The 13370-nt window shown below is 42.5% G+C and carries 13 protein-coding genes; 8 read left to right on the top strand and 5 right to left on the bottom strand.

Annotated features, from left to right (window positions below):
• Nucleotides 1-9: 9 nt before the first annotated feature.
• Nucleotides 10-1134, bottom strand: coding sequence for a branched-chain amino acid ABC transporter permease (locus H6G03_RS07280; protein WP_190463561.1), 1125 nt, complete (start codon nucleotides 1132-1134; stop codon nucleotides 10-12).
• A 543-nt stretch (nucleotides 1135-1677) separates the two neighbouring features.
• Here H6G03_RS07280 and H6G03_RS07275 point away from each other — a divergent pair.
• The gene (locus tag H6G03_RS07275; protein ID WP_190463559.1) at nucleotides 1678-1896 is read left to right on the top strand and encodes a hypothetical protein; all 219 of its coding nucleotides are present in this window, start codon (nucleotides 1678-1680) and stop codon (nucleotides 1894-1896) included.
• A 130-nt stretch (nucleotides 1897-2026) separates the two neighbouring features.
• On the opposite strand, the gene H6G03_RS07270 is transcribed toward H6G03_RS07275, so the two are convergent.
• Nucleotides 2027-3307: an RNA-guided endonuclease InsQ/TnpB family protein gene (locus H6G03_RS07270; protein ID WP_190463557.1), complete on the bottom strand. Its 1281-nt coding sequence runs from the start codon at nucleotides 3305-3307 to the stop codon at nucleotides 2027-2029.
• A 228-nt stretch (nucleotides 3308-3535) separates the two neighbouring features.
• On the opposite strand from H6G03_RS07270, the gene H6G03_RS07265 reads away from it, so the two are divergent.
• The 6 genes from H6G03_RS07265 to H6G03_RS07240 all read left to right on the top strand — a co-directional run bounded on the left by H6G03_RS07265 (nucleotide 3536) and on the right by H6G03_RS07240 (nucleotide 10109).
• The gene (locus H6G03_RS07265; RefSeq protein WP_190463555.1) at nucleotides 3536-3793 is read left to right on the top strand and encodes a cytotoxic translational repressor of toxin-antitoxin stability system; all 258 of its coding nucleotides are present in this window, start codon (nucleotides 3536-3538) and stop codon (nucleotides 3791-3793) included.
• Between the two features lie 132 nt (nucleotides 3794-3925).
• On the top strand, nucleotides 3926-5512 hold the full coding sequence (locus H6G03_RS07260) for a glucose-6-phosphate isomerase (protein WP_190463552.1): 1587 nt from the start codon (nucleotides 3926-3928) through the stop codon (nucleotides 5510-5512).
• A 168-nt stretch (nucleotides 5513-5680) separates the two neighbouring features.
• Complete coding sequence (locus tag H6G03_RS07255) at nucleotides 5681-6118, top strand: dTDP-4-dehydrorhamnose 3,5-epimerase (protein ID WP_190463550.1); 438 nt, start codon at nucleotides 5681-5683, stop codon at nucleotides 6116-6118.
• 82 nt (nucleotides 6119-6200) lie between these two features.
• Nucleotides 6201-7220 (top strand): 3-oxoacyl-[acyl-carrier-protein] synthase III C-terminal domain-containing protein, encoded by a 1020-nt coding sequence (locus H6G03_RS37855; RefSeq protein WP_190463548.1) that lies wholly within the window; start codon nucleotides 6201-6203, stop codon nucleotides 7218-7220.
• A 323-nt stretch (nucleotides 7221-7543) separates the two neighbouring features.
• Nucleotides 7544-8068 carry a RipA family octameric membrane protein gene (locus tag H6G03_RS07245; RefSeq protein ID WP_190463546.1) on the top strand — a complete coding sequence of 175 codons (525 nt, stop codon included), beginning with the start codon at nucleotides 7544-7546 and terminating at the stop codon, nucleotides 8066-8068.
• Between the two features lie 118 nt (nucleotides 8069-8186).
• Nucleotides 8187-10109, top strand: coding sequence for a methyltransferase domain-containing protein (locus H6G03_RS07240; RefSeq protein ID WP_190463544.1), 1923 nt, complete (start codon nucleotides 8187-8189; stop codon nucleotides 10107-10109).
• A gap of 90 nt (nucleotides 10110-10199) precedes the next feature.
• On the opposite strand, the gene H6G03_RS07235 is transcribed toward H6G03_RS07240, so the two are convergent.
• Both H6G03_RS07235 and H6G03_RS07230 read right to left on the bottom strand, forming a co-directional pair.
• Nucleotides 10200-10868, bottom strand: a complete 669-nt coding sequence (locus tag H6G03_RS07235) for a 2OG-Fe dioxygenase family protein (protein WP_190463542.1) — start codon at nucleotides 10866-10868, stop codon at nucleotides 10200-10202.
• A gap of 317 nt (nucleotides 10869-11185) precedes the next feature.
• Nucleotides 11186-11947 carry an HpcH/HpaI aldolase family protein gene (locus H6G03_RS07230; protein WP_190463540.1) on the bottom strand — a complete coding sequence of 254 codons (762 nt, stop codon included), beginning with the start codon at nucleotides 11945-11947 and terminating at the stop codon, nucleotides 11186-11188.
• A gap of 124 nt (nucleotides 11948-12071) precedes the next feature.
• Here H6G03_RS07230 and H6G03_RS07225 point away from each other — a divergent pair, with 124 nt between their 5' ends.
• Nucleotides 12072-12722, top strand: coding sequence for a response regulator transcription factor (locus tag H6G03_RS07225; protein WP_190463538.1), 651 nt, complete (start codon nucleotides 12072-12074; stop codon nucleotides 12720-12722).
• A gap of 155 nt (nucleotides 12723-12877) precedes the next feature.
• Here H6G03_RS07225 and H6G03_RS07220 read toward each other — a convergent pair whose 3' ends face one another.
• Nucleotides 12878-13363 (bottom strand): low molecular weight protein-tyrosine-phosphatase, encoded by a 486-nt coding sequence (locus H6G03_RS07220; protein ID WP_190463536.1) that lies wholly within the window; start codon nucleotides 13361-13363, stop codon nucleotides 12878-12880.
• Nucleotides 13364-13370 lie beyond the last annotated feature (7 nt).

Below are 13370 nucleotides of genomic sequence, written 5' to 3'. Positions count from 1 at the left end.
ATTTCCTCATTATCTGCCAAGAGTCAGTTCCTCCTTTTTGCCTAAGATACCTTGCGGTCGCATCATCATCAGCACGATCAGCAACAAACCGATGACCATAATGCGAAAAGCACCCAAACGCGCATCATCCAGAGGCAGAATTCCGGGTAGCACAAAACGAGTTACTTCATAGTAAGTCCAAAAAATAATCGCTCCCAGCAAAGTGCCCACATTGTTACCCGCCCCGCCCAGAATGACGATCGTCCACGCATCAAAAGTAATCTGCGGCTGGAAACTATCCGGGTAAACTGTCGCTAGCTGCCAAGCGTAGAAAGCACCAGCAATACCGGAGATCGCGCCTCCCAGCATCAAAGATTGTAGCTTGTACCAAAAAACATTTTTTCCCAGCGCCTTGGCAACTTCTTCATCTTCCCGGATGGCTTTGAGGACTCGACCCCAAGGCGAGTTTACCAATCGTCCCAATCCCCAGAATATTACCGTCAGCACTAGCAGCACCAGCAGCATTAAACCGGCTTTATAGGTGTAGTTATACAGTGCGATCGCCTCAGCAACGTAAGCTACCAAACCTAAAATCGCACCTGCAATTCCCAGCAACAGGGAACCGATAGGAGTTGACCCTCCTGACTTTGCTTGTCGCCACTCTTTGTCGATCCACCGCCACAGCTGCCAAAGTGCTAAAGCAGCGATCGCCGTCAGTAAAGCAATCGCCAGCAACTTCATCAACAAATTTGGGTTCCACGTATCCAGGGGCAAGGGAAAACCTTGTATCCCAAATACTCCCGATCGCCATTCCTTGCCGATCGGCAAATCCTCATTATTCACAATCAGCCGAATCACTTCCGAGACGCCGATCGTCACAATCGCCAGGTAATCCTCTCGCAATCTCAGCGTTGATATACCCATCAACAGCCCCAACAATGCCGCCAAAGCCGCACCTGCGATCGGCGCAATTAACAAAGGCACTCCCTGCAAGCTTAACAATACTGTGGTATAGGCTCCCAGCGTCATAAAGGCGACGTGGCCAAAATTAATCAAACCCGTGAAGCCCCACTGTAAATTCAGCCCCAAGCCGAACAGGGCATATATCGCCGCAAAAATCGTCAGGGAAACTAGATAACCAGGAGAGATATCCATGCAGACTTTCAGAGATAGAATGGCAAAACAGGATGATGTCTCATCAACCCAAAAAAATTTCTTGGGAGAATCCGCCTTCGTCAGCAGACTACGCTAACGCATTTTACCCTAGAAGTCAGTATCGACAACGACTTTTCTTTGTGTGTGGATTTTCCACCAACACAGAATCCTACTTTCTATAAACCATAGAACCATCTTTCTTTTGCCTACCAGGGTAGCAGCGGCACAGATAAGGTACCTTAATACTTGCTAGCCTTTACCTTCTCTATTTTCCAAATTATCTAAATAAATTCTAATAATGTGAAATTATATTCTTATGACCAATTTATAAAACAATAGAGACTTGTAAATTTATGCGGCTATGCCAGTAGATTGTGACTTAATTTCAAATACGGAGATTTATATTTAGTAATCTCCCTTTCCGCATCCATAGTGGCTAAGCATTTGCGACCCATACAAGCGAAATAGCCAAAAAATTATTGTCCAAATACTTGGCCAGTAACCTGTTCGTATCCCCCATCTTCTCTTACCGGGTTTGTATATATGAATGTTCTCAAAAGTAGACTGCACCGCTTAACTTACCAACTATCTGGATTAATCGAGCAATTAGCTGATGAAGACCTAGAAACTGCTTGGCGTGTGTTACAGCAAGTTTATTGCGATCTTTATACGATTAAAGCAATTAACGAAGCCAAGCGTCAGGTTCAGCCTGGTGATACTATGAATTACGAAGAAGCTGTGCGAGTGTTGCGCTTGCCATAAATTTTCTTCAGCTTCGGATAGAGTTGGACTTACGTACTATTTACAAAATTTTAAGGGTTTCATCGTTGCAACAACCCTTATTTTAACTAACCAGGGGCATCTTTACTTGACATCCTCCCACCGCTAACCTCTAACGAGGTATAGCTGGGGATTCCCAAGAATTCTTGGTTCTCAGTTCATCAAGCCGATTTAGAACAAGACCATCGCTGTTCTTGAGCCAGAGGTCAGTTTCTCCCTGAGCTTTCACCTTTTTGAGGTCAGATTCCGTATGCCCTACGGTACTGTTCAGATATTCAGTTAACAGCTTAAAGCCTTTTGCCAAAATGTTTTTTGCCGCATTGTGGTCGCGGTCTAATACTGTTCCACAACTACTGCATCTGTGAGTTCTAGTACTGAGTGTCTTCTTAACTTTTGCTCCACAACACGAACAGTCAACAGTAGTGTTGTGCGGTGGTACAGCAATAACTATGACACCATTAACCTTGGCAAAATATTGAAGCCATTGTGTGAATTGATACCAAGAAGCATCACTAATAGACTTAGCTAAGTGGTGATTCTTCACCATGTTTTGGATCTTCAAGTCTTCATAGACAATCAAATCGTTAGACTTGACTAGCGCCAAAGCATCTTTACGAGCCTTGTCTTCACGCTGTCTACTTACCTTGAGGTGCTGTTTAGCTAAAGCTTTGCGTGCTTTACGGTATCTATTGGACTGTTTCTTACCCTTAATATGCTTTTTGGAAACCCGACGAGTCAGCATTTTTAATCTTCGCTCGGACTTCCTCAAGTATCGAGGGTTTTCTACTGTATTTCCATCAGAATCGGTATGAAAATCTTTCAGCCCTAAATCAATTCCTACCATTTTCCCTTGAAACTCATGCTCCTCTCTTCTATCCCAGTCAACCAAGAACTGAGCATAGTAGCCGTCAGCACGTCTTATGACACGAACCCTTGAGATTTGTTTTTCTGAATACCAAACTAAATCTCTAGAACTCCATAAATCCATTGTTCCGACTTCAAAGCCATCGGTGAAAGTTATCTGCTTTCTGTCAGCAGATAGCTTCCAACCGCTGTTTTTGTACTCGATGGAACGACTGAAATTTTTGTATTTTGGATAGCACTTTTTGCCGGTTTTACCCAATCTACAGTTTTTATAGAAACGCCAAATGGCAGACCACGCCCTATCAGCGTGAGCCTGCCTAGCTTGAGAGTTGAGCTTTTTTGCCCAAGGGGTTTCTTTGTTTTCAGCTAGTACCGAGCAAAGCTTTTGGAGGTCGTTACGAGTTACCCCCTTATTGTCTTCCCAGTAGCGCAAGCAAGTATTGCGGATGAATTGTCCTGTGCGGATTGCTTCATCCAACTTGCTGTACTGATATTGAGTTCCTTTAAGCTTGGCTTCGATGACTATCATGCTAGAATCATACCACTTTTTACCTAGTACAAATACAGGTAGAATTATAACGATTCGCTAACGCTCAATTTTTAGCGGGTCGCAATTCATCTCCCCTTAAAGCATCGGGGGGACTCGCTGCGCGAGGGTATATCCCCCTTGGCTATAACGGGAGATGAATTGCGACATTGAGGTAAGTACTAAAGTATTGAGAAATCATCTACAATTCGCAGTTAGAGTAAGTGACCCGTGTCCCTAGATGTACGTTACTCCAGATCCTTTATAATCGATCTCAAAAACTTAGAATTCGCAGCTCGCGAGCAGGTCTACGATATGGTCTTTGAAAAATTTAAACATATTAATCACATTAAAGACTTGCCAGAGCTAAAACGCCTCGATTCTGAGGGCATTTTCTATCGATTTACGGTAGACAACTACATAATAGCCGTGGAATTGACCGGCCATATCGTTAAATTCCTGCGCGTTCTCCCCAAACCGGACATATAAGGTATAGGGGAGGGGGACTCAGGAGTGGGCGGATCTGTAGAAATTTTTATCTTTCCTATTTCCTTCGGCATCGCCAATCCCCAATCCCCTTAAACTGTTGATGGAAAAAAAGAATTTACGATGGTATTTTCTATGGACGCAGCTGCACTCTGGCAACGCTACCAAGACTGGCTATATTATCATAAGGGACTCGAATTTTACCTCGATGTCAGTCGGATGCGGTTTGACGACGCCTTCGTCGCGGCAATGCAGCCCAAATTTGAGAAGGCTTTTCAGGATATGGCGGCTTTGGAGGGAGGTGCGATCGCCAACCCCGACGAAAACCGGATGGTGGGCCACTACTGGCTGCGAAATCCGGATCTTGCCCCCACACCGCAAATCAAACAAGATATTGTCGAAACGATCGACAAAATCGAAAGTTTTGTCCGCAAAGTTCACAACGGCGACATTCATCCCCCATCCGTTCCTCTATTTACCGATATTATTTCGATCGGCATTGGCGGTTCGGCACTCGGCCCTCAATTCGTCGCCGAAGCCTTGGCCCCAGATTTCCCACCCCTGCGAATTCACTTTATCGATAACAGCGATCCGGCGGGAATCGATCGCATCCTCACCAAGTTGAAAGACCGACTCGGCAGCACTATGGTACTGTCGATCTCCAAATCGGGAGGAACTCCAGAACCTCGCAACGGTACGATCGAAGTCAAAACAGCCTACGCTGCCAAGAATCTCGACTTTTCCCAGTACGCTGTCGCCATCACCGGTGTGGGCAGCAATCTAGACAAACAAGCGCGATCCGAAGGGTGGTTGGCAACCTTCCCAATGGAAGATTGGGTGGGAGGACGCACCTCAGAAATGTCAGCTGTAGGCTTACTTCCCGCCGCCTTACAGGGAATCGACATTCGCGCCATGCTTGCCGGTGGCAAAGAAATGGACGACGCCACCCGCGTACCCGAAATTAAAAATAACCCAGCTGCCTTGCTAGCCTTATCCTGGTATTTCGCAGGCAACGGCAAAGGCGAAAAAGATATGGTAGTGCTGCCTTACAAAGACAGCCTGCTGCTATTTAGCCGCTACCTCCAGCAGTTGGTGATGGAATCCTTGGGTAAGGAAAAAGACCTCAAGGGTAATGTCGTCCACCAAGGTATCGCCGTCTACGGCAACAAAGGTTCGACCGACCAACACGCCTACGTCCAGCAACTGCGGGAAGGTGTCCCCAATTTCTTCGCCACTTTTATTGAAGTACTCGAAGATCGTCAAGGGTCATCCCTAGAAATTGAACCTGGAATCACATCTGGAGATTACCTCTCCGGCTTTTTACAGGGAACCCGCAAAGCTCTTTACGAAAATCAGCGAGATTCTATTACTCTCACCATAGCCGAAGTGAATGCTCGCACGGTAGGCGCTTTAATTGCGCTGTACGATCGCGCCGTCGGTTTGTACGGTTTCTTAGTCAACATCAACGCTTACCACCAACCAGGGGTAGAAGCCGGTAAAAAGGCAGCAGCCGCCATTCTAGACTTACAGCAACGAGTGATGCAGGTACTCAAGCACGAACCAGCACCCATCTCTCTGACCCACTTAGCTGAAAAAGCGGGCGCATCTGACGAAATAGAAGCAATTTACAAGATATTGCGTCATATTGCCGCTAATCGCCGTGGCTTAGTTTTACAGGGCAACCCCAGTCAACCCACCAGCTTAACCGTTTCTGCCAATTGATTCGTAGGGTGGGCAGTGCCCACCCTACTTGTTTTTGTTTAATTAAAACCCGACTAAATTTATCGGCTTTACATATCATATTTTAGTTAAATTTTGACAATTAAGTAACAAAATTTTAAATTTACCGCGCTAGACTAAAGATAAAACACCAGTTTGACAGGATTTTCTATGACCTTAAGAACAATTCAAATTCGTCCTTTAAGTTCAGTAAAAGCGGGTATGACAGAGTTTTATACCCCTCAGTCCAGTGACGAGACGATGCTGGTGCAAATACCGCCTTGTACAATCGAAGAGATGTTTGTACACAGATTTCAAACAGACCAACTTTTCGTAGTGCGGGGAACCTTTGTACTGGTCACCTTAGAAAATCGGCGCTATCAATACACACTGATGAGCGATTGTCAACCAAAAGTAGTGACAATCCCAGTCGGCGTTCTGCACGGAGCAATCAATCTCAGCGATGAACCGTGTCTATTAGTAAACGCAGTACTGCGTCATGGCCCACCCCACGAGCGCGATTATCGTCCTGTGAAACCACCTTTTCCTTACAACTTGGGAGTTGCTGAGGCGCTGTTAAAAGAATTCCGCTGTTCGGTAAAAGTTTGAGAGGTGCTAATAGCTAAACTAAATGAAGTGAGACGTTCCCCTTTAGAAAAGGGGAGAAGCTTCTACACCCGGAATTAAGCAGGTGAATAACCAAACAGACACAATTGGAATTGCAGCTATAGGATACTATATTCCCTCGCGGATTTTAACCAGCGAGGAAATAGCGCAGCTGTCGAATTTTCCAGTATCGGTTTTTATAGAAAAAATCGGAATGCAGCAAAAACATATCGCAGAAGTGGACGAACATCCCAGCGATATGGGCATTAAAGCGGCGTTAAATGCGATCGAACAAGCAAGAATTCTTCCTCAAGAAATTAACTTTATCGCTTTTTGCGGTGCAGGTCACTACGATTACAGTTTTTGGTCTCCTGCGGCTAAGATACAAGATAAAATCGGCGCTACAAATGCTTTTTCATTTGAAGTGAGGAACTTTTGTAATGGTGGAAATTTAGGGATTCATATTTGCAGTAATATGTTGCTTGCTAATCCCGATGCCCGTTACGCCCTCGTAGTCTGTAGCGATAAATTATCTGTACTTCTTAATTATGCAGATAAAGATTGCCTATCCACATTTATTATGGCTGATGGTGCAGCAGCGGCGATTTTACGAAAAGGGGAAACTACTAATCAGATATTAGCCTATCATGGCATTACTAACGGGGAATTAGCCGATTATATCAAGGTTGAAGGAGGCGGAACCAAGTTTTTTGGCTGTAATGATCTGTACGATCGCACTTTTAACTATTTAACCGTCAAAAATCCCAAAACCCTAGAAAAGATTTTTTCAGAAATCTACTTAACTAACTATTTAGAAGTTATAAAAACCGCCTTGCATAAAAGCGGTTATTCTTCAAACGATATCAATTTTATATTTATGAATCAAGTTAAGAAAAAAGTCTCTCTCAGTATTCTTCAGTCTCTAGGTTTGACAGAGAGAAACACTTTTATTTCTTTATCAGAATACGGTCACATGGGTGCTGCCGATACTCTATTTGGTTTGGCCAAAACTTTAGAACAAAATTTAGTAAAACCTGGCAATATCGTAGTATTGGCAAATAGCGCTACAGGCTTTTCCTGGGCTGCGATCGTATTAAAATATTAACCCAAGCCTATCTTTAGGCAGATTTAGTAGGGTGGGCAATGCCCACCCTAGTTTATGGGAGTTTAGGTTAATAACGCCTTACCGTGGGATAAGCCTAAACTCCCGTAAATCAGATTGTCAGAAAATTTAAGCTTTTTTTAAGTTTTCTTAGGCTCGAAAGATGTTAAATTTTAAATTAAATCAAATACAAGCCATCTCGTCTAATTAAAGTGTGCGAGCAACCCAGTTACTAAGGTTGAGCAATACTTAACAGGCATGAGTGAATAAAAACTATATTTTTTAGAATAAACATAATTTATTTAAAAATAAGAGGCTTTTAAAAAATGACTCAAAAACAAGCACAAGAAGAACAAAACAAGGATCGCAAAATAACTGATGAGGATCGGAAGATATTGCTAGAGCAATACAAAATGTATGTCGAAATGATGGATAGAATCACTGAGAGAAGAGGAAAGATGAATACCTTCTACGTGTCACTACTATCAATATTACTAGCATTACTTTCTTTATTAGCTGACACCAACAAAAAGCTCTTCTCTGGAACTGGAGAAACCTTACTTTTAGTATCTTCTCTATTAGGGTTAATTCTATGCTATGTATGGTACATAAATATAAATTCATATAAGCAGCTAAATAAAATCAAGTTTAAAATCATTCATGAAATGGAGCAATATTTACCATTTGCTTGTTATAAACAAGAATGGCAAATGCCAGATGCTCAAAAAAATGATCATCTACAAAATGAGCAATATAGGCGTTTAACTAAGGTAGAGAAGTATATACCTTTGATTATTGCTATTCCCTATTTTGCGTTACTTATATACGCCATATTTAGCTTTTTTAAGTGAGGTAATTTTTATCGAAAATAAAAAAGAACTAGCCTAGCTTGTATAAGAAGAAAAGGATAAAATTTTTAAGCAGTTTGTTTGTTTAATTGTCAATTAATCGAAAAAAGGAAAAAATCTCATGGAAAAAGAATTAGTTTTCATCTCTTGGACAGGAGAGTTAGGCAAGAAGTTAGCTCTTACTCTAAAAGAGACGATGTTTAAACTCGATCCTTTTGAGGGTTGGGTATCAGATGTCGATATTGAGACGGGTGCCGCATGGTTTCAATCGACGAAAGAAGCTTTAAAAAAAGCCAAAATTGGTATTGTTTGTCTAACTCCAGAGTCGTCTAAGAGACCGTGGATTAACTTTGAAGCGGGTTACCTTTATGGACAGATCAATAAATGCCAACTTGTAAAGTTCAAAGAAAACCTAATTAATCCTCTAAAGCAGCTTCAGGCGATGGATGGTACAAAACTGAATGATTGGCAAAAGCTGCTCTGTGAACTGACTGGAAACCGGAATAATTATGTATGTGAGAAGTGGGCACAAAGCGAATTTCCAAAATTACAAGAAATAATTAATCTTATAGATAAACCCCCTCATTCATCGGTATTCAAAATCAATCAAACACTTGCAAATATTCAGGAGATAGCTGATAGCCTAAAAGATAACAGATTTTTCCGCGAGAATATTTATTATCAGGAAGTTATTTACGATTCCTATCTCAAATATCGTCGATTAAACAATGATTTGAATGACAACCAATCGCGCTACTTAGCACCAGCTTCTCAATACCCTCATATTCTTATTTCTCTACAAAAGAACATTAGTCCGGTAGTAAAAGCTATTGCGCTTGTTAATATTGAAGAACAGTTTTGGCAGCAAAGAACGGGTAAAGAGATTTTACGAACATCACATCATGATAACATTAGAGTATTTGTGTTTACCTCAGAAAAGGACTTTGAGTCAAACTACTTAACTATCCTAGAACATGCTAAACAATATAAGGTGTATGGAATTAGCTTTGCCAACCTGTCAACAGTTTTAGGATCTGAATACAGTAAAGACTTTTCTATTATTGAGGGCAATGGTAAAGATAAACTGCTTGCAAAATATGATGACGAAGCGCTGGATCAAAAAAATATCTGCTTTATTGCCGAAGAAGACGAAATTTCCAAACACGAAAAGAAGTTTAATGACTTGTTAGAATCAAAACTTGCTATTTCTATACCTGAAACTGCTCATAATGATGAAGTTGAACTATTTATCCAGACTATTTTTACTGGATTAACAGTTTATGAAACAAAGCATATAGAAATGTCTGCATATATAAATGTCAATGACTATGACGAACACGAAGAAAAACATGCTTATTATCAAGATATGATGCAGAAAATGTTCGAGATCTGTTTAGACCACAGACGCAATAATCCTGCATCTTGTAGAATTTTAGAATTTGGTGCTGGGACAGGAATTTTTACTAAGCGTTTAAATGAAATGCCAAATGTTGATGAAATAGTTGCGATCGAGATTGATTGGCGCTGTTATGGTATTCTGGAACATAAATTTAGAAAACAAGGTAAAGTTAAGCCTCTGTATGCAGATAGTCGCACTTACGATCCTGAAGGAAAATTTGATTACATTTTTTCCTCCTTTGCCGATCATCACATCAAAAGAGGTGACAAACAAAAATATTTTCACAATGTTAAGCGTAATTTGAATCCTGGGGGACTAATGATTGTGGGTGATGAGTTCATTCGCTCTCACAATCCAATTAACAAAGAAGAACGAAAATCTGCTTTAAAAGAATATCACAATCACATAATTGAAATTGCCCGACAGCAAGGAGAAGATATTTTAGCACTTCTTGAGGAAAAAGCACTGGAGTCAGGGCTGGAGGAAAAAGGTGATTTTAAAGTTTCTTGTGAGCAGTATGAAGGATATCTGAACAAGGCGGGGTTTAAGTTTAAACAAGAGAGGATTGGACCTCCAGACCCAGAGCTAGCTAAGAGAATAGGTGGCGTTTACGTCTACAAAGCTTGGCTACCGAACGATAGTTAAGATGCTCGCTGATGCTAAAGAGTTATTACTTTACTATAAGGTAGAGGGCTTGCAGTATGCGAATTAACCTACAAGCTCCCCTCTTACCTCTTAATCAGACAGTAAACTGGGGTAAGTAACAACAAAAACGTCCCTTGTACCCTCTCCAACCGTTGTCGGTTTAATGGGAGTGGTAAAATGGAAAAAGTCGCGATCGTTCAGTAGCAACAGTTCTCCTGGACGAAGAACTTTCTTAAAAACAGGCTTTTCCTTTTTCGCCACATATAAATGCGTTTCGCCGCCAGATATATTTTCCCTATCAACAGAGAAAATACCTATAAACTCGCAACCGTCTCTGTGTATACCTTCCGGTGCGGGATTGCCAAAGTTATTCGGCGAACAAGTTGTTCGGATTTGATGAACTCCTATTTCAACACCGGAACTAAGCTTGCAGTAATTTCTGAATTCCAAAACAAGTTTTTTAAACCCATCTAGTTCTCCCAGCGCATCATCTAATTCCGCAAACTCTCGCTTGACATCGCCTACCAAAGGATTGTACTGCTTGCTTTGGAACAAGTAACCATGAGGTTGTTTGATTAATTCATTCCCAACTACTTTGAATCGAGATAGTCTCCTGAAGCGATACTTACCTTTTATAAAAGGATCGACTGGAAGCTCTCTAAAGAATGGCTTAAAACCCTCCAGTTCAATCGAGTCAATTTTTTCTAAAGCAAAGCTAATACCATATGAGGATTCCGTCGATCCCAATAAAGTTTGCATTTTTTTTAACTCCTTATACTTTGATCCCCTTAAAAAATTCTTCTTAAGAGGTCTATAGCCCAAGTATAAAACAAATTTTTATAAACTGTAGTTAAATAAACTACAAAAAATGCAAAGTTGTGATATTGGTTTCCAAAAAACTCAACAACGCTGGGGGACTAGCGCCGCTACGCGGAAGTCAAAAGAAAGGGGTTAGGGGTTAGGGGTTAGGGCGTCGGGAAAATCAATGATTCAAAAATTTTTCCTCTTTCCTCTTTCCTCTTCCCTCTCCCCTCTGCCTCTTCCCTCTTCCCTAACCCCGACGCCCTAACCCCTAGCTATTCCCGCACTGCTTTCACTAAGGCTTGGCACGCCCGCAAGAAGATAGCAACATCTACACCAAGCCCAACATACTGCACCCCAGCTTTAATCCACAGCTTCGCAGCTTCAGGATTATCGGCAAATGTACCGGCCACTTTCCCGGCGTTACGGATAGCGGTAACGCATTTCTCCATGAGTTCAACTACGCGAACATCTCGCACTTGTCCGGGAATGCCTAGCGACTGGGATAAATCGTAAGGGCCAAGAAAGATAACATCAATGTGAGGCACGCTGACTATTTCTTCGATGTTCTCCACGCCCCGTTTGCCTTCAACGTGAATGACAACAAGAGATTCCTCGTTCAACTTATCTGAAATATGCGTTCCGGCTGCGGTGTACAAACCAGCGCGTGTGTTGAAAGAAAGACCCCGCGAACCGAGGGGGCTGTACTTAGCGCTGCGGACAACAGCTTCAGCATCTTCCTTGGTTTCAATTTGAGGTACTTGCACACCCGCGCTGCCAATGTCAAGGGCGCGTTGAATTTGGGGTGAGTCATTTTTGCGAACGCGGATCACTGGTGCTATGCCCACGCAATCTGCCGCACGACAGAGGTCTTCGGCAACCAGCGTGTGTAAAGGGCTGTGTTCCATGTCTATAATGGCGAAGTCAAATCCGGCGTGCCCGCAAATTTCCACAAATGCGGGATAGGCGCAGTTAACAAACGGGCCCAGCACGACTTCGCCCCGCTTTAGTTTTCGTTTGAGTTGGTTTTCACGCATTGGTTAGTGTTAAGCTGTTGCCATCCAGGCAAAGAAATCTTCATAAAAAACCTATCTTGTTGCTAACTTTCACCCTGGACTTGACCTATTCTAGGGGTTAAGTAGGCTAGCCATCTTTACTCCCATGCCCTTGATAATCGTGGTTGCAGATGACGACTTGGCAATACGTCTTTTTGTCAGCGAATACTTGGAGATGTATGGCTACTCCGTGATTGCGGCTGAGGACGGTCAGGAGGCGCTGGAATTTGTAGAAGCGTATCATCCTCATTTGTTGATTACCGACATCATGATGCCTCGGATGGACGGCTATGAGCTGGTGCGGCAAGTTCGTCAGCGACCGGAGTTCCGCCTATTGCCCGTAATTTTATTAACGGAGCGAAGAAGTACCGAAGAACGAATTCGCGGCTACGAATTGGGGTGCGATCTCTATCTGCCCAAACCGTTTGAAATAAATGAATTAGGGGCAATAGTTCGTAACTTGCTCTATCGCAAGATAGATCAATCTGAGTTACTCATCCGTAAGCAAGAAGCAACGAAATCGACTACTCTGCTCGATCAAACTAAGACGGTTTTAAAAGAATGTAAGTTGAGTAAGCGAGAACAAGAAGTACTGGATCTGATTACTCATGGTTTGTCAAATGCTGAAATAGGCGATCGTCTGCATTTGAGTGCCAGAACAATTGAAAAGTATGTCAGCAGTCTCTTGAGGAAAACTATCACTAGCAACCGCGCTGAATTGGTTCGTGTGGCAATGGAACAACATTTGGTCGAATAACAGGGGACTGGGAAAGTCAAAAGTCAGGCATTCAAAAGTCAAAAATGGATTAGGACTAAGGGAAAGAGCGAATAGGAAAAATGGAAAAAATTAATTCTGCCGCTCTGCCGCTCTGCCCTAGTCCCTAAGCCCTAATCCCGACGCCCTCTCTTCTCCTAGCCCCTGATTAATTCATTGCTGGTAATATATTGCAATAAACCCTCACAGGCGTCTAATAATAAATCTATTACTCGATCGAATCCCTCTGGGCCACCATAGTAGGGATCGGGAACCTCTTTGAGCGTATAACGGTTACAAAAGTCGCACATCAGTCGTACTTTATCTTGATACTTGCCTGCTGGGTCTAGATAGAGAATATCTTGGTAGTTTTCTCTATCCATCGCCAGAATTAAGTCAAATTCTTCAAAGTCTAACTTTTTAAATTGCCGAGCTTGACCTCGAAGTTTAATACCTCGACTTTGTGCTGCAACGGTCATGCGTCGGTCTGGAGGACTGCCGATATGGTAGCTGGAAGTGCCAGCGGAATCGCAAATAATGCTTTCGCTCAGTCCCGCTTGCTCAATTAGGTGATTCATGATATTTTCTGCGGAAGGCGATCGGCAAATATTTCCCAGGCAGACGAATAATAGCTTATATGGCATCGGTGAG

Origin of the sequence: Aerosakkonema funiforme FACHB-1375, from assembly GCF_014696265.1 — a bacterium.
GTDB lineage: Bacteria > Cyanobacteriota > Cyanobacteriia > Cyanobacteriales > Aerosakkonemataceae > Aerosakkonema > Aerosakkonema funiforme_A.
Note: the sequence above shows the minus strand (reverse complement) of the source record. Positions and strands in the feature narration are given on the sequence as shown.